Here is a 16,180-nt window from a genome sequence, read left to right as displayed (position 1 = left end):
CTCTCAGCGGACGATTTCGATCGGACAAATAAGTCCCTCCGTCGTCAGCTCAACCCCGGAGTTCTGGCACGACTTACAGAGGCCATAGATCTCGAGGCGTCTGCGAACCGGGATGAAGCCGTAATTGGCTCGCACTCGGTTCTCGATCCTGTAAAGCTCATTGCTCTCGAACTCGGTGACCATCGCGCATTCCACACAGATCATGTGCTCGTGGACCGGATGGTTCGAGAGCCGATGCTCGTAGCGCTTGAAGCCCTCCCCGAAGTCGTGCTCCTCGACCAGCCGGCTCCGCACGAGAAGATCGAGGGTGCGGTAGATCGTGGCTTTTCCAATTCGCTCGTCTCGCGAGCGGAGGGCGCTCTCGATGTCGTCGACCGAGAGATGGCCATCAGAAGCGAATACGACGTCCGCGACTGTCTCTCTCTGGTGTGTCACCGGCAGGCCCTGATCTCTCAGATACCTACCAAAGAGACGGATAAACGGAAGTGCTCCCTTTGCAGTCATCATACCTCCGGGGTGCCGATGAATACCTCGTCATACTCCTCCATGAGCTCTTCGAACCGGGGTGCCGAGGCCTGGATCTCCACCTCGCGTGGCTCTCCTGCGCCCTCCCCAGACCGCTGAACGACTCCCTGCATTACTGGCGGGAAGCGATCGGGAGGGGCGAGGCCCTCTCGATGAAAAGTCTGCTCCACCGTCACACCCTTTCCGGTGTGCTCAGCGTTGTAGGCGACGGTCACCATACTGTGGCGCTCCTCACCCTCCTGATACGTGCTCACCGCGACGAGTCCCTGCTCGCGACGCCCTTTTCGCGCAGGCGGGAAAATCCAGAGTCGGTCGATCGACTCGACACCGAGTCGATCCCGGAGTCGAATCAGGGTGCGCGGCAGCGCTTCCGGGACACCCGGGTCCGCCTTTTTGGGGATCGTCGGAGCCCTCACTGCATCACCTGACTCAAGTGGAGAAGGCTCATGCTCCAACCGTCCGACTCTTCTTAACGGCCTTTCGAGTGGCGGTCAGCACCCGGTCGATCGCAGCATCCATAGGCCCCGGCGTGATGGCACCGGACGCCTTCACATGTCCACCACCATTGAAGAGTCGAGCCAGGGTGTTCACGTCGACCAGCCCATTCGAGCGGAACGACATCTTCACCTCACCGGACTTGGTCAGTCGAAAAAGCACACCCACTTCCGTTCCGCTAATCGAGCGCGGGATATCGACGATGCCCTCGAGATCTTCAGCCGTAGCGCCTAGTTCTTCAAACGGTTCCTTCGGGATGATCATCCAGGAGATCCCGGTCTCTTCCTCATGCTCAAGCGTGACGAGCGCATGCTGTAAGACCTGCCACTTCCTCATCGGCGAGGAACCGTAAATGCGTTCGTGCATTTTCTCGGGATTAACACCCCGTTCCACGACCTCTGCGATCACTTTGTGGCAGCCCGGGGTCGCGTTGTCGAATCGAAAGCCGCCGGTATCCGTGAGTATCGCGACATAGACGCCGTGGGTGATCGCATCACTCCACGGACCGTTCGACGTGTGAATGAGGTCGAATACCAATTCGCCCGTGGCGCACGCCGTGGAGTCTCGAAGTGAGATTCCACCGATTGCGTGATCTCCAATCGGGTGATGATCGATCACGACCGTCGGCAGCTTCCGGATCATCTCGGCGACACGTCCGATGCGCGGGACCTCACCAGTGTCGAGAATAACTGCCAGGTCCGCGGTGTCGCATATATCTCTCGCGCGTCCAGATCCGGCAGGGACAATGCAGTCCTCGCTCTCGAGCATGAACTTGAACGAATTCGGGAAGGCGGTCGGATTGACGATGAACGCCTCGGTACCATTGGCGCGAAGCCACGATGCGAGAGCAGCCTGTGAACCCGCCCCATCGCCGTCGGCGTTGAGATGGGTGGTCAGAACCGCACGCCGAGACGCGAGAAGCGCGTTCCGGACTTCGTTGACCGCTGCCGCTCGATGCGCAGGCGTCCGGTAGCTCAAAAAGGATCCTGACCCTGAAAGTGAAAATCTCGACCGTCCGCTGGTGGACGGAAATAAAACGTACTGCCAGCGGGGGGCCGGCCGCTACTCGGTCGAGCGACCGCCCGGGAGATTCTTCCTTACCCTCGCCCACGTTGAGCCAAGGTGTACGAGCCGCGACGCCTCAGTTCCGCCCATCGAGGCCGACCCAAGAGCCGCCAACAGCGCGTCGGGGCGATTGGCATGAAACGGGAGATCGACAAAGGCGTTACCCAGCTCTCCGATGGTGTGAGCGTCCGACCCCGCGCCCCGGAGCTTCCCGTACGTCTGTGCGAGAAGCTGCGCTCGATGGTTCTCTTGGACCGAGTGCAGGCGGGCGTTGAATACCTCGATGACATCGCAGAGCGGTCCGAGCATATCGGCGTACTTTCCGCCGCCGCCCTTTCTTCCCGCGTACGGATGCGGCAGATACGGAATCCCGCCCTGTTCCCGGATACGTCGAATCGTCTCTTCGGCCGGCGTGCCCTTAGGAATCTCCTCGGTAAGATAAAGGCCGATGACGTCGATGCCCTCACCGGTCTTCACTTCCTCACCCGGGATGATTCGGTCTGGGTACTTCTCGGCCATCCGCAGCGCGACGTGCACCTTGTTGTGATCGGTGATCGCGAATCGGTCGTAGCCCAACTCCAGCAATCGCTCTAGGATTCTTTCCGCGTCGGAAAGACAGTCCCACGACCCCTCCGTGTGGAGATGCATGTCGATCCGCATGCTGGAGCGAGTCGTCTCTGATCCACAAAGAAGACCCAAAATTCGATCCGCTTCTGCATCGAGGGCCGCTCGGTCACCAACGTTGTCGATTACATAGTCCGCGGCTGATCGCTTGAGGTCCGCGTCCATCTGCGATGCGATGATACGCTTCGCCTCGACCACATCGAGTCCACGTGTCTCCACCATGCGCTCGAGCCTGACCTCTCCCGGGGCATCGACAACCACCACGTGATCGAAGTCGGCCTTCCGACCGGATTCGAACAAAAGCGGAATCTCCGAAACCACCAACTTGACGCCAGTTGCTCGCTGCTCTTCGAGCCAGTGAGAGCGCAATGCCCAGATCTTCGGGTGAAGGATCTCCTCCAACTTCTTTCGCTGACCATGGTCCTCGAAGATGACTGACCGAAGTCGACCACGGTCCAGCGTCCCATCCGCAGCAAGAATCCCCTCGCCGAACACTGCCCGGATCTCGTCGAGGCCTGGCGTACCCGGCAGCACGGCCTGACGCGAGAGCTCATCGGCACTGATCACGGGCACGCCCAATGCCGCCCATCGATCAGCTACCGTCGATTTTCCGGAGGCGACATTTCCGGTGAGCGCTACGGAAATCAGTTCGCTCACGGGGTCCTGGACGCCCACCACGCGGTCAGATCGAAAATGTAGATGATCATCACATACTTCCCGGTCAGCCCCAGGGAGCTGAACGCAAACGCGCGAAGCGCGTTGTATCGGGTCATGCCCGCCACGAGGAGCATGGTCGGCGAGGACAGGGGTAGGAAGTTGAACAGCAGGATGGCCCAGCCACCCCACTTCTCGATCTTCGTGTTGAACCGCTCGAAACGCTTTTCTCCGATGTACCCGAGGGCGCGGTCACTCAGCACCCGACCGATTGCATAGTCGATCACCTGACCAGCGAGACCCGAGATGACCGCGAGCATGATCAGGGTCCCTGCGGCATGCCCTTCGGCTTCATAGATCGGGACCAGCGCCTCGATCGGCATCACGAGAAAAAAGAGGTATCCAGCGAAATTCACGAGGGCGAACGAACCGAGGCCGGGGCTTCGTCCCGCGTAGATCTCGCGACCAAGCGTAGAGGACACGAGCACGATCGTGACCAACCAAGCCAGAACGATCAGGAGCACGCGAGACCGATTCATGATCCCCGAGAGACTATCACGCGGAAGTCGTCGTCTGTGAGCCGTACGCGATCCGGCCCCAGAGAGATGATGGCGACGGAGTCGGGAAGCACCTCGAGCTGATAGGCCGACCCCCAGGGATCGAGTCGCATATCAGTCGTCGGATACCTCGAATCGAGCCAGCCAAGCCAAGCCTCTCCGCTCGGCAATTGTCCGTACAGACGCCCGTGCTCCAAGACGTTGCGCGCTACCTGGTTCATCTCCTCACCTGTATTCCACTTCAGGATCGGCGTCACGATCGGCTTGGCTGCATTGAGCAGAATCGCGCGCGTTTTCGTGAAGTAGGCGCAGGTCACAATGACGAAAATGACAAGCAGGAGCAGTCGAGTCATACCTGCGGACTCTTCATCTGCGTCCGCATCCGCGCGGACCAGACGAGATAACGTTCCATCTCGTCGATCGTAGGCTCTGCGTCAGGGTTGCCGTATGCTGTATCGAGCCGCCAGCGCATATAGGAAAGCGGAGGCAGAGGCACAAACGGAGGCCGGCGATACCAGTCCCGAGCCCGGAAGGCCCAGGCAGCCCGAAGCAAGTACGGGATCATTCGCGGGCGCCGCACGGCGAGTCCAGCAATTCGAAGGTACAGCGGCTCATTCTCCATCGGATCGAACGCCCCCCGTGGGAGTACGCTCCCCCGAAGAAGGTCGCCAGAAAGGTAACGAATCAGGGTTGGAAATACCCATGTCCAATCGACTCGCGCAAGAGTCCAGCCCGTATCTGCAGCAGCATGCCGACAACCCAGTTGACTGGTATCCCTGGGGCCCGGAAGCGCTCGAACGAGCTGTCTCCGAGGACCGGCCGATCCTGCTGTCCGTCGGCTACTCCTCCTGCCACTGGTGTCATGTCATGGAGCGAGAATCGTTCGAGGATCCAGCGATCGCGGCACTAATGAACAAGCTCTACGTGAACATCAAGGTCGATCGGGAAGAGCGACCAGATATCGACCAGATCTACATGAAGGCCGTACAGGCGATGACGGGTCGCGGTGGATGGCCCATGACCGTTTTTCTCACGCCGGAAGGCATCCCGTTCTTTGGAGGCACCTACTACCCGCCGGAGCCGCAGCCGGGCATGCCCTCCCTGCCGCAAATTCTGGAGTCAATCGCGGACACGTGGACTAATCGGCGCGAGGACGTGCGGCGTGGAGCAGAGAAGCTTATGGACGCGCTTCGCAAGACGGCAACAGGTGCGTCGGAAAGCAAGGTCGGATCGGAAGTATTTCAGGAAGCCTGGCGGGTGCTCGCGAACCGGTATGACGCGACGTACGGGGGCTTCGGCAGAGCTCCGAAGTTTCCCCAACCGGTGACGCTCGAGTTCCTGATGGTGCACCACGTTCGCTCTGGTGAACCCCGAGCGCTCGAAATGGCAGTGCACACGCTGCGCCGCATGGCCGCCGGAGGTATACGAGACCATATAGGTGGAGGGTTTCACCGCTATTCCGTGGATAGTCGGTGGCTGGTGCCCCATTTCGAGAAGATGCTGTATGACAACGCTCTGCTCGCTCGGGCCTACCTGGACGCCTGGCGCCTTACAGACTCGGACGACCTGCGCGAAGTCGTGCTCGATACACTCGACTACGTCTCGAGAGACCTCACCGACTCGACCGGCGGATTCTATTCGGCGCGCGACGCGGACTCGGAGGGAGAAGAGGGCACATTCTACGTGTGGACCCTCGCCCAAATCGACTCGATTCTCGGCCCCGACGCCGGCCTGTTCAATCGCATCTACGGCGTCACAGAGGGCGGCAATTTCGAAGGTCGCAACATTCCGCATCTCGGCGAGACCGTGGAGGATCTCGCATCAGCGACCGGCCTGCCGGAGGCCGTTCTGGAGGAAAAGATCGTTTCATGCCGGGCGAAGTTGTTCGCGGCCCGTCAGAAGCGCGAAGCGCCGTTCCGGGACGAGAAGATCATTGCCTCCTGGAACGGACTCGCGATCCGAGCATTTGCGGAGGCCGGAGCCGCACTGGACCGTGCCGACTACGTGGACGTGGCCAGTCGTGCAGCCGAACACGTGTGGTCGCACCTGAGGCCCAACGACCGCTTGCTCCACAGCTCGATGGCCGGCGAGGCGAAAGGTCTGGCGTTCCTGGACGATCATGCCTCTCTGGGCAACGCACTCCTCAGCCTGCATGCAGCAACCCTCGAACCGAAGTGGCTGGACGCAGCAGTGTGGCTGGCAAACGAAGTGGTCACGAGATTCTGGGACGAAAAATCCGGAACGGTCTTTGACACTGCGGCCGATGCCGAGGCTCTGATCCTTCGCCCGCGAGACCCAATGGACAACGTGACGCCGTCAGGTCCGTCGCTCGCTGCTGAACTTCTGGCCCGCACCGGACAGATCTTGGGCCGTTCGGCGTGGCTCGACATCTCACAGAGAATCGTGGATCGCGAAGCCGATGCCATGAAACAGTTCGGGCCCGCCTTCGGTCGAATGCTGGTGGTCGGACAGCGCCTGAGCACCGCACCTGCCGAGATCGCAATCGTCGGCCTCAAGGACGATGGCCTCGATGGCGGTGCGACCGACCGACTGATCCGAGCCGCTCATTCGTCGTTGCACGCGAACCTAGTCATCGCGGGGACCCGTGGGAGTGGATCAGGGTCCGGCACACCGCTACTCGAGAATCGCGAACCAGTGAACGGAAAGCCGACCGCCTGGGTGTGCAGCAACTACGCGTGCCGACTCCCAGTCAACGAAGCGTCGGCACTCGCCCGGGAGTTGAGGATGCTCGTCGAGGATGCACAGTTCTCCACGAGATAGAGCGGCCGCGAGACACCTAGCCACCCCTTCGCGCAGGTACCAAGTGCGATATCTTTGAGGTCTTACCTGAGTTCATCTCACCCGGCACTCGATGGCAACGCAAGAACGAAAAATCCCTGAGGGGCCAGACCTCGCCGGCCTCTCGCACGAGCAGATTCTCAGCTTCTACCGCTGCATGGTCACGTCCCGTCGTATCGATGACCGCGAGATGAGCCTGAAGCGCCAAAACAAAGTCTTCTTCCAGATTTCCAGCGCCGGCCACGAAGCCGTCGGTGTAGCCGTCGCGGAGCACTGTCGTCCGACGAGCGACTGGTTCTACCCGTACTATCGGGACCGCGCGATGATGCTGTCGCTTGGTCAGACTCCGCTGGATCATCTCTTGCAGGCCGTGGGCGCGGAAGCAGACCCTTCATCTGGCGGACGTCAGATGCCGGGTCACTTCGGTGATCTCAGGTTCAACACGCCATCTTCGTCATCGCCGACCGGCACACAGTTCCTGCAGGCCGTAGGTAGCGCCGAGGCCGGAACGAAGATCGAGTCAGTGCCCGGGCTCCGCGATCTGATTGACATCTTCGCTGAGGACGAAATCGTCATCGTGTGCACGGGTGACGGCGCGACGTCCGAGGGTGAGTTCTGGGAATCGCTGAACACCGCGACCAACCTTGCACTCCCGGTTGTTTACGTCGTGCAGGACAACGGCTACGCGATCAGTGTGCCAGTTGAGGTTCAGACCGCTGGTGGCAGTATCTCACGGCTCGCATCGAGTTTCCCAGGGCTGCACATCGTGGAATGCGACGGAACTGATGTGGTCGACACGTACCGGGCCGCTGGCGAGGCGATTGCCTACGCTCGTGCACGGAAGGGGCCGGCAATGTTGCACGCCCACACGACACGACCGTACTCGCACTCGATGTCAGATGATGAGCGCGCGTACCGCACCCGTGAGGAGATAGAGGAGCAAGAGAGTCGTGATCCGCTCGCCCTGACCCGTGCGCTCCTGATCTCGATCGGGGCCGCGACCGTAGAGTCGCTTAATGCCCTCGAGGTATCCATCGAGGCGGAAGTGGCGGCAGCTGCAGACGAAGCTCTGGAGTCGCCCCAGCCGGACCCGTCCACTGCGATGAGACACCTCTTCTCCGAGGATGTCGACCCGACATCGTCGGACTTCGACACGGAGGACTCGCCGCGGTACACGGACGACAAACTCCTCACGATGGTCGACTTGCTGAACTCCTGCATGCTCACAGAGATGGAGCGCGACCCGCGCATGGTCGTCTTTGGTGAGGACGTGGCGGACGCCTCACGCGAGGAGATTCTCGCCGAGGTGAAGGGCAAGGGCGGCGTCTTCAAGGTCACCCACGGGCTGCAGCAGGCGTTTGGGTCAGCTCGTGTCTACAACTCGCCACTCGCTGAGGCGAACATAGCAGGGCGCGCGGTCGGAATGGCCATCCGGGGCATGAAGCCAGTCGTGGAGATTCAGTTCTTCGACTACATCTGGCCGGCGATGATGCAGATCCGCAACGAGATGGCGACCATGCGGTACCGGTCGAACGGGGCATTCTCGGCCTCCTCCGTCATCAGGGTCACCTACGGCGGCTACCTGAAGGGGGGAGCGATCTATCACTCCCAGACCGGGGAGACGCTCTTCACCCATTGCCCGGGCCTTCACGTCTGCATGCCGGCGACCGCAGAGGACGCAGCCGGCCTGCTCCGCACTGCGATTCGCTGCGAGGATCCCGTGCTCTTCCTCGAGCACAAGCATCTGTACCGTCAAGTCTACAACAAGGGTCGCGACCCTGGGCCTGAGTACATGATCCCGTTCGGGAAAGCGAAGGTGCGACGCGAGGGGAGCGACGTGACCGTGGTCACGTGTGGTGCCTTGGTGAAGCGAAGCCTCGATGCCGCCAAAATCGCTTCCGAAAAGCACGGTATCGAAGCCGAAGTCATCGATCTGCGAACCGTGCAGCCGTTCGACATGGAGCGGATCGCCGACTCGGTGAAGAAGACGAACAAAGTAGTCGTGGTGCACGAAGACAGTCTCTCATGGGGCATCGGGTCGGAGATCGCGGCGCGCATCGCCGACGAGCTCTTCGAGTACCTCGACGGCCCGGTGAAACGGGTCGCCTCCATGGACACCTGGGTCGCCTATGCACCGCAGGTTGAGAACGTCATTCTTCCGCAGACTCACAATGTGGTCGATGCACTGTTGGACCTGGCTGCCTACTAAGCCCCACGCACTGACCGAAACTCCACGGTTGTGTTCATTTTTTCCTGTTTCGACGCCCCTCGACAACGGTCAGGTCGTCGGCAACGTGTCGATCCCAGACCCGGACGACCTTGGCCTGAACCCAGACGTGGTGATAACCAACGCGCTCACCGTCCAAGACGACCCGCTGTTCATATCGAACGGAGAGGGGAGCGTGTACGCAGCGGTCGGTGGCCAGTCGTTCGAGACCAGCGCATGTGCAGACACCCAGATGGTCGAAGTGCTAGGCCAAATTCAGTTCGGCAGCCTGGAGTCGGTCAACCACGCCTCCTACAACAGCGGACGCCTCTGGGTGGCGGCCGGAGTCAGCGGAATCAAAGTGGTCGACGTGGAGGTCAACCGTGAGTTCGACCAGAACGAGTCAGCTAGTGCTAAAGACGGCTAGAGGCGGAAGCCCAGGGTGAACGGGATCATCCGCACCGTGTTGTCCGGGGTGGGAACAAGCACGTAGCGAATCTCGGCGAACGCGCCGAACAACAGCCCACCGACCGAAACGCCAAAGCCACCGTGGTACCCTCGACTGGTCTGCGTGACAGGAGCATTCTCAGTACCCGCTGAGACTCGGTACGCACCGAGCCCGCCCAGCATGTATGGCTGAAGTCCAATGCCGGGCAGTGTGTACACAATGCTCAATGAACCGGCTAGCACCTGTGTGTCCTCCAAGCCTGCCTGTGACGAACCCATTTTGTGCAGAGTGCCATCCCCTCTGAGTCCCACCGGCAGGGTCGGGATCCCGATCTCTATGCTGGCCCGCACGTGATAGCCCGGGTTTGCAGAAGTCGAAACGTCTCCGTTGGGCGTGGTAAGGCCGCCACCAAGCATGAGTCGCGGCTGAGCTTCAGCCGCGACGGGCGTGATCAGCATGAACAACGCGAGAACGATCAGACGTCGCATCACTTGGGTTCCCTGGCTCATTCGAATAAGAAGGTTGTCGGTGATACCGGGACACGGGTGCTCGGGTCCCTGCGTGGGGTTGAATCATCCTCTAGCCTGAGGCCAGCCTAGGCTGGCTCAGAAAATCCAGTTGAAGCCCAGAACAATCGCGTTGTAACTGTATCCCTAGGCGCCGGTCGCAAAATTCGTCTGCCCTGCTGTGGAATATCCGCAGGAGAGAGACAGTTCCCTTCCCTGTCCGATGCGATATCCGATCCGTGCATTCGATCGGAGCGAGTTAGATGGGGTCACCGTCCTGCGTTACCTGCTGTATTCCGGGGGCAAGCTCAATCAGAAAGCACCATGGCACGGGACGGTAGAGCCAATAACTCGTCAGGTACAAAGAGCCACCCGACACCAAGGGTAAAGAGGATGCGAACCACCGTGCCTAATCTCATTCAGTCGCTCCGGCCAGTCTGCTGTGACTCCCCTCCGATGCGTGTGAGCCTGCGCCAATTCATGTCCGCAGCGAGACGGGGGCAAGAACCACGAACTGCCACCTAGATTGCGCAGTGGTACGTCAGACAACTCGCACCTGAGGATTCACCTTCTCAGCCCACGCACGAAGGCCTCCGGTCAGACTCGAAACGTCGGCAAAGCCAGCTTCCAACAACTGCTCGGCGGCAGTCCTGCTTCGTTGCCCCGAGCGGCAGTAGACGACGATGGGACGCTCTCGCGGTATCTCTCCTACACGTGTTTTGAGCTCACTCAGCGGAATCAGTCGAGCACCGAGATCGGCGAGGCTTCCGACCGCCCACTCCCAGGATTCGCGGACATCCACCAGAAAGGGAGCATCCTCGCCGGCAAGCTTGTGCGACAGGTCAGAGGGCGTGAGCTCCTGCCATCCTGCTGACGACTCCGACTGGCTTCCTTCAACGGACGGGTCCTCCTTCACGCCACAGAAGACTTCATAATCGATGAGTTCGGTTTGCGTGGGCGTATCCGCACACACGGGACAAGCAGGGTTTCGACGGAGTGTCACCTCGCGCCACGTCATCTCGAGCGAATCGAAAATTTGCAGGCGACCCGCGAGGGTCGTGCCGACGCCAAGGATCAGCTTGATCGTCTCCATGGCCTGGGCGGATCCGATGATCCCAGGAAGCGCACCGAGCACGCCGCCCTCCGCGCAATTCGGTACAAGACCTGGAGGTGGGGGCTCCCTGAAGAGGCAGCGATAACACGGACCTCCCTCAGTGGCGAACACGGAGACCTGCCCCTCCCAGCGGAAGACCGACCCGTACACGTTCGGCGTCCCCAACAGCACACACGCATCGTTGACCAGATACCGTGTAGGGAAGTTGTCGGTGCCGTCGACCACCACGTCATATCCGTCGAGGATACGCAGCGCATTCTCCGAGGAGAGGCGCTCGTCGTGACGCACGACAGCGACATGAGGATTCACGTCCCGCAGCCGGTCTTCGGCACTGTCGAGCTTGCTCCGGCCGATATCGGAGGTGCCGTGCAGTAGCTGCCGCTGAAGATTGCTCTCATCGACGATGTCGAAGTCGACAAGCCCGATCGTGCCCACGCCGGCAGCCGCCAGGTAGAGCGCGAGCGGAGACCCAAGGCCTCCGGCGCCTACGCAAAGGACCCTCGCAGCCTTGAGCTTCCGCTGGCCGGCCACACCGACGCCAGGAAGCGCCAGATGGCGGGCATAGCGATAAAGCTCGTCGCGTTCGAGGTCCGGGAGGCTCACCGGCAGTGCGACCTCATAGTTACGGGTTGAGTCCAGGCGTTCCCAACGATCCACCTTGCGAGACAAGCTGGAAGGCAGCTGCATCCGCCAGCAGTCGGGCGGCGATAGCCGGGTCCCGTCCGTCGAGCGTCGCCGCATTCGAAAGCTGAAGCGCCATCACATAGTATTGCATCGGCATCATCATGGTCGACCGGTCGGCCCAGATCGCCCGATCACGAAGGCCCCGGAACTGATAGACCTCGTCGTAGAGTTTCAGAGACTTCTCGACATCGAACCAGTCAGCACCGTATTCCGGGCCACCGAGAACGAGGCCCTCGTTCGGGTCTGTATCGATGTTTCGTAGTTCGAGCTTGGTCGTGAGTCCATGTCGCACACCCCAGCGATCGAGCCCGAGCTGCTGCATGAGCCCCCCGGCCGACGAAAAGTAGATCGGACGTTCACGAACCGAGTCTGTGATGATGCGAAGCGCGAGTTGCTGGCTCCGATCGAGCACCATGCCTGCGGGATATGTCACGGCCAGCTTGGGAAACGAAACGGTCATGTCATCCGAGAGGCTCGCCGTGCCGACCTGATTCATAACCGACTCGGTCAGCCGGGTAATCGAGAGTTGCGGCAATGCGCGCGCATCGTGGAGATCCGGGAAGCCATTATCATGGTAAGGCCGCTGATTCCCGGGCAGTGTGAGCTCCTGAAGTTGGCGCAGGTACCACTGCGTGTGGAGGTACTGACCGACCACGACCGTGACGTCTTTTCTGATTCCCTCCACTTCCTGGATATACCAGAGCGGGAAGGTGTCATTGTCACCATTCGTGAAGAGAACCGCGTACGGCTCGACACTCATAAGCAGGTCGTAGGCCCAGTCGTGCGCAGCATAGTCGCCCGCCCGGGTCGCCCATCCCCAGTTCAAAAAGAGAGGGATGAAAGCAATGACAAAAACAGGAGCCGCGACCTTGTATTTCGCCTCGCCTCCGCCCAGTGCGCGGGCCAAGGAGTGCCAGGCCCAGGTGAGCCCTATGCCCGCGAGGCTTCCCCAGAGCATGAAGCCCGCAACGAAGAAGTAGTCGCGTTCTCGCACTTCCCGCTGAGCCTGTGGGAGTTCCGCGTGAAGCGAGTACCCGTGCTTGAAATTCAGGTAGATCACGAGTCCGACAGTCAGCGTACCTGCGAGTACAAACAAGTAAGAAAAAACGGCCTTGTCGGCCCTGAACGCCACGATGAGACCGGCTGCCCCCAGCGAGAGAAAAAGGAGCGAAAAAGGAAGCCGACTGGATACCGGCAGTGGTGATGCGTCGAGCCCGCGGGACCACTGCCACTCGAAGTACTGCATATACGTGCCCATCTGGGCGCTGAACGGGGCCTTACGCTGGGTGACCGGCGGAGTCTGATACTGCTCGCGCGTGAGGTTGGCGCTAAGCGCGCGACAGCCCTTCTTGCCGTTCGAATAGATGGATACAGCCGCGTCCACAAACGATTCACAGACGGGATCGCCCTCGTTCACGACAGGGTCGAGCGCGGCCCGAATCGGGAGAACAAAATTGAACGACATGCCTAAGGCGACGAGGACGATCGCCCGGCCAATGACGTGTGGCTTGAGCAGCCGCATCGGACCCGACAGCAGAATCAGAATGCCAAACGCGGGCAGGGGCAGCACGGACATGAGGTGGCTCGTCGAGCCGAGAGCCATCAGAAAGAGTGCGGTCAAGGCGTAGCGCTCGCCCCCGGGCTGATCCCGAGTGTCGTGCCACCTGATCGCGAGCCAGCTGACCACCGCGATTATCAGCACACTCAAAGTATAGACCTTCTCGTTGACGTTCGACTGGTTCCACACCGTAAACGCCGAGGCGCCGAGAAGAGCTGAAGCGCCAGCACCGATTAGGGCGAGCCGGTCGGACTCGAGCATGCTCGACAGGACGCGGTGCGCGATGAGATAAAAGAAACCGGTCGAGGCAGCGCTCGTCACCGCTGCGAAGAGGTTGATGCGCACCGCGACCGAGAGCCCGGTCGGCGCGAGAAGCAGGCTCCAGACCTTCGCTACGAACACGAAGAGTGCGTTCCCGGGGGGATGAGGGATCCCTAGGATGTGGGCAGTCGCGATGTACTCGCTCGTATCCCAGAACGCGGTCGTGGGTGCAAGCGTGAGTATGTAGAGCGTCAAGGCTCCCAACCCCGCCGCGATGGCACCCTTCACGGGAGCTGTCACTGAGGCGCTCCCGTCCACTCGATCTGATAAATACGACCACCTTCATCATCCGACAGGAAGAGGCTGCCGTCCGGGCCGACGACCGGATAAACCGGTCGTCCCGTCACGCGGCGACCCGTCAGCCAACCGTGCGCAAAGTCCTCCTGCCCCACCGGGCGACCATTCTCAACTCGGACACGAATCAGTTTGTAGCCCGTCCGCTCCGAACGATTCCACGAGCCGTGAAGCGCGACAAACAGGTCCCCGCGGTACTCCTCTGGGAACTGATCGCCTGTGTAGAACGCCATGCCCAAAGGAGCGGAGTGGGCCTGAATTTCCAGCGCAGGCGGGACTGTGGTGGCACAGTATTCTGCACGATCGCGATACTCAGGATTGGGCACACGATCGCCGTAACAGTACGGCCATCCGAAATGCATCCCATCAGAAAGAATATTGATTTCCTCAACTGGGAGGTCGTCTCCCAGCATGTCACGCTCATTCTGCGAGACCCAGAAGACGCCGCTCTCCGGCTCCATCGCGAGACCAGCCGCGTTGCGCAGCCCTTGGGCGATGATCGTTTCCCCGCCGCCGTCGGCGTTGTATCTCACCACAGACGCCCGTCGGGGATCGCGCTCTTCGCAGATGTTGCAGCTCGACCCGATCGACACATACATCATGCCATCCGCACCAAATGCGATTTCTCGAGTCCAGTGGCTGCCTCCGGTAGGCAAATCAGCAACCATGACCTCGCCGCCCACGTACTCAGGGCCGCGGAATCTCGTGATCTGCGTCCGCTCTCCCACGTACATCCATCCGTCGTGGAACGCGAGTCCATAGGGACGATTCAGCCCCTCGGCGACCGTCTCCCGCCGTCGACCATCCTCCAGGTCAATCCGGACCACCGATCCTGATCGGGAAAGGACTGCGTAGAGCTGTCCTTCCGGCCCGACCTTGAGGGTGCGTACGCCTGGCAGGTCTTCCGCAAACTCGGAGATCGCAAATCCGGCTGGTACGCTCAGGCTCTGCGCCGAGGCTAACGACCACACCGACGCACCCAGAACCCCTGTAAGGACCGCAATTCGAACGACTGGTTTTCTCAGCACTCCCCGCTCTCCTTGAGATCTCGTCCACGATTTCGGACTCCGTTACGTCGGAATACCGCTGCGTGCCACGTCGTCGAGCAAGCCGAGTACGCGGTCAACATCTTGCAGCGTGTTGTACACGTGAGTCGACAGCCGCATCCACCCGTACTCGTATTCGCCGATGACCCGCGTCCGCACGTTGGCCGTAAGGGAAAGGTGACGCTGGAGGGCAAGCGACTCCACCCCGGCAATCTCGAAGGACACCATGGCCCCCTTCATTGTCTCCGCTTCCGGGGTCGCGATCGTCACGCCCGGTATCGCGCGGAGGCCGTCCTCGACCCGGCGACGCAGGTACCGGACCCGCGCCTCGACCCGTGCCATGTCGAGGGCCTGCATGAATTCGATCGCCGCGATCAAGCCGGCCAACCGTGATTCATCCATCGTACCCATATGATTGAACCGATGCGCGCCAAGGGAGAGATCATCCCACCCGCCGGACGCCAGCGTCGGCCACAGCTTCTCCCGCCACGGCTCAGTCAGGTATAGCAGTCCCGTCCCCTGAGGTGCCAGCAGCCACTTATGCGGGGAGGACGCGTAGAAATCGCCACCCACTGCGGCCAGGTCGATGTCGAGCATGCCAGGAGGGTGGGCCCCGTCCACCGCGAAGATGATGTCCCGTGCCCGACAGCGCTGCGTCAGCTGCTCAATCGGCAGTACCGTCCCGGTCGAGAACGTCATGTGCGACACACACAGCACGCGAGTCGCGGGCGTCACCTCAGCCCACACGGCGTCGAGCAGTTGCTCGCTCGTCTCCGTGGGTGATGCAAGATGCGCGATCCGAAGGGACGCGCCCCGGCGTGCCGTAACCAACTTCCAGGGCTCGAGCCCTCCGATGTGCTCATGATCGGTCGACACCACCTCGTCGCCAGGCTCGAGGTCGATACCATTCGCTACGAAGTTCATCGCTTCGGTGGTGTTTCGCGGGAAGACATACCCATCCGGGTCGCCGCCGAGAAGCGCTGCCGCTGACGACTTCAGGTCATCCCATGCCACGCCGGGTGGGAAGGTGCTGGCGACCCGGCGGGTGTGTTCTGTGACCGCGTCGACCACGATACGCGGCGAAGGTCCGAGAGTCCCGTTGTTCAGGTAAACGCGGTCGTCAGCGATCAGGAATTGCTTCCGCACGAAGTCCCAGAACACCTCGTCATCGGGCGCTCCGCCCTGTTGGAGCTCCTGTGCCAACACCTCGATCGTCTTGGGCCAGGCCAGTGTTGCCCCCCCCAGGACGCCAAGAAAGCGCCGGCGATTCAACCGCATCGGTCG

15 protein-coding genes are annotated in these 16,180 nt (G+C 61.1%); 3 read left to right on the top strand and 12 right to left on the bottom strand.

Annotation, left to right across the window (positions count from 1 at the left end; translation table 11 throughout):
* Positions 1-3 precede the first annotated feature (3 nt).
* The 7 genes from OSA81_05940 to OSA81_05910 form a co-directional block, all read right to left on the bottom strand.
* On the bottom strand, positions 4-504 hold the full coding sequence (locus OSA81_05940; GenBank protein MDE0898541.1) for a Fur family transcriptional regulator: 501 nt from the start codon (positions 502-504) through the stop codon (positions 4-6).
* Complete coding sequence (locus OSA81_05935; GenBank protein MDE0898540.1) at positions 504-941, bottom strand: hypothetical protein; 438 nt, start codon at positions 939-941, stop codon at positions 504-506. Before OSA81_05935 ends, OSA81_05940 begins: the two co-directional genes overlap by 1 nt.
* 28 nt (positions 942-969) lie before the next feature.
* On the bottom strand, positions 970-1,998 hold the full coding sequence (locus OSA81_05930) for a bifunctional oligoribonuclease/PAP phosphatase NrnA (protein ID MDE0898539.1): 1,029 nt from the start codon (positions 1,996-1,998) through the stop codon (positions 970-972).
* 84 nt (positions 1,999-2,082) lie between these two features.
* Positions 2,083-3,366 (bottom strand): dephospho-CoA kinase, encoded by a 1,284-nt coding sequence (gene coaE / locus OSA81_05925; GenBank protein MDE0898538.1) that lies wholly within the window; start codon positions 3,364-3,366, stop codon positions 2,083-2,085.
* Positions 3,363-3,902 carry a VTT domain-containing protein gene (locus OSA81_05920; GenBank protein ID MDE0898537.1) on the bottom strand — a complete coding sequence of 180 codons (540 nt, stop codon included), beginning with the start codon at positions 3,900-3,902 and terminating at the stop codon, positions 3,363-3,365. Before OSA81_05920 ends, coaE begins: the two co-directional genes overlap by 4 nt.
* On the bottom strand, positions 3,899-4,273 hold the full coding sequence (locus OSA81_05915; GenBank protein MDE0898536.1) for a hypothetical protein: 375 nt from the start codon (positions 4,271-4,273) through the stop codon (positions 3,899-3,901). The genes OSA81_05920 and OSA81_05915 overlap by 4 nt, the downstream gene beginning before the upstream one ends.
* Positions 4,270-4,500 carry a hypothetical protein gene (locus OSA81_05910; protein ID MDE0898535.1) on the bottom strand — a complete coding sequence of 77 codons (231 nt, stop codon included), beginning with the start codon at positions 4,498-4,500 and terminating at the stop codon, positions 4,270-4,272. The genes OSA81_05915 and OSA81_05910 overlap by 4 nt, the downstream gene beginning before the upstream one ends.
* A 122-nt stretch (positions 4,501-4,622) precedes the next feature.
* Here OSA81_05910 and OSA81_05905 point away from each other — a divergent pair, with 122 nt between their 5' ends.
* The 3 genes from OSA81_05905 to OSA81_05895 all read left to right on the top strand — a co-directional run bounded on the left by OSA81_05905 (position 4,623) and on the right by OSA81_05895 (position 9,352).
* A complete protein-coding gene (locus OSA81_05905) occupies positions 4,623-6,701 on the top strand; it encodes a thioredoxin domain-containing protein (protein ID MDE0898534.1) in 2,079 nt (692 codons plus the stop codon).
* A 91-nt stretch (positions 6,702-6,792) separates the two neighbouring features.
* Positions 6,793-8,928, top strand: a complete 2,136-nt coding sequence (locus OSA81_05900; protein MDE0898533.1) for a dehydrogenase E1 component subunit alpha/beta — start codon at positions 6,793-6,795, stop codon at positions 8,926-8,928.
* A gap of 28 nt (positions 8,929-8,956) precedes the next feature.
* Complete coding sequence (locus OSA81_05895; GenBank protein ID MDE0898532.1) at positions 8,957-9,352, top strand: hypothetical protein; 396 nt, start codon at positions 8,957-8,959, stop codon at positions 9,350-9,352.
* Here OSA81_05895 and OSA81_05890 read toward each other — a convergent pair.
* The 5 genes from OSA81_05890 to OSA81_05870 all read right to left on the bottom strand — a co-directional run bounded on the left by OSA81_05890 (position 9,349) and on the right by OSA81_05870 (position 16,174).
* Positions 9,349-9,861 carry an outer membrane beta-barrel protein gene (locus OSA81_05890; GenBank protein MDE0898531.1) on the bottom strand — a complete coding sequence of 171 codons (513 nt, stop codon included), beginning with the start codon at positions 9,859-9,861 and terminating at the stop codon, positions 9,349-9,351. The genes OSA81_05895 and OSA81_05890 overlap by 4 nt on opposite strands.
* Before the next feature lie 559 nt (positions 9,862-10,420).
* A complete protein-coding gene (gene moeB, locus OSA81_05885; protein ID MDE0898530.1) occupies positions 10,421-11,596 on the bottom strand; it encodes a molybdopterin-synthase adenylyltransferase MoeB in 1,176 nt (391 codons plus the stop codon).
* 19 nt (positions 11,597-11,615) lie between these two features.
* The gene (locus OSA81_05880; protein ID MDE0898529.1) at positions 11,616-13,796 is read right to left on the bottom strand and encodes a DUF2723 domain-containing protein; all 2,181 of its coding nucleotides are present in this window, start codon (positions 13,794-13,796) and stop codon (positions 11,616-11,618) included.
* A complete protein-coding gene (locus OSA81_05875; protein ID MDE0898528.1) occupies positions 13,793-14,878 on the bottom strand; it encodes a PQQ-dependent sugar dehydrogenase in 1,086 nt (361 codons plus the stop codon). Before OSA81_05875 ends, OSA81_05880 begins: the two co-directional genes overlap by 4 nt.
* Before the next feature lie 42 nt (positions 14,879-14,920).
* Positions 14,921-16,174, bottom strand: coding sequence for an aminotransferase class V-fold PLP-dependent enzyme (locus OSA81_05870; protein MDE0898527.1), 1,254 nt, complete (start codon positions 16,172-16,174; stop codon positions 14,921-14,923).
* Positions 16,175-16,180 lie beyond the last annotated feature (6 nt).

Source organism: Longimicrobiales bacterium (genome assembly GCA_028823235.1).
GTDB lineage: Bacteria > Gemmatimonadota > Gemmatimonadetes > Longimicrobiales > Gaopeijiaceae > UBA2589.
The sequence above is the reverse complement of the archived record's forward strand: the minus strand, read 5'-3'. Positions and strand labels throughout refer to the sequence as shown.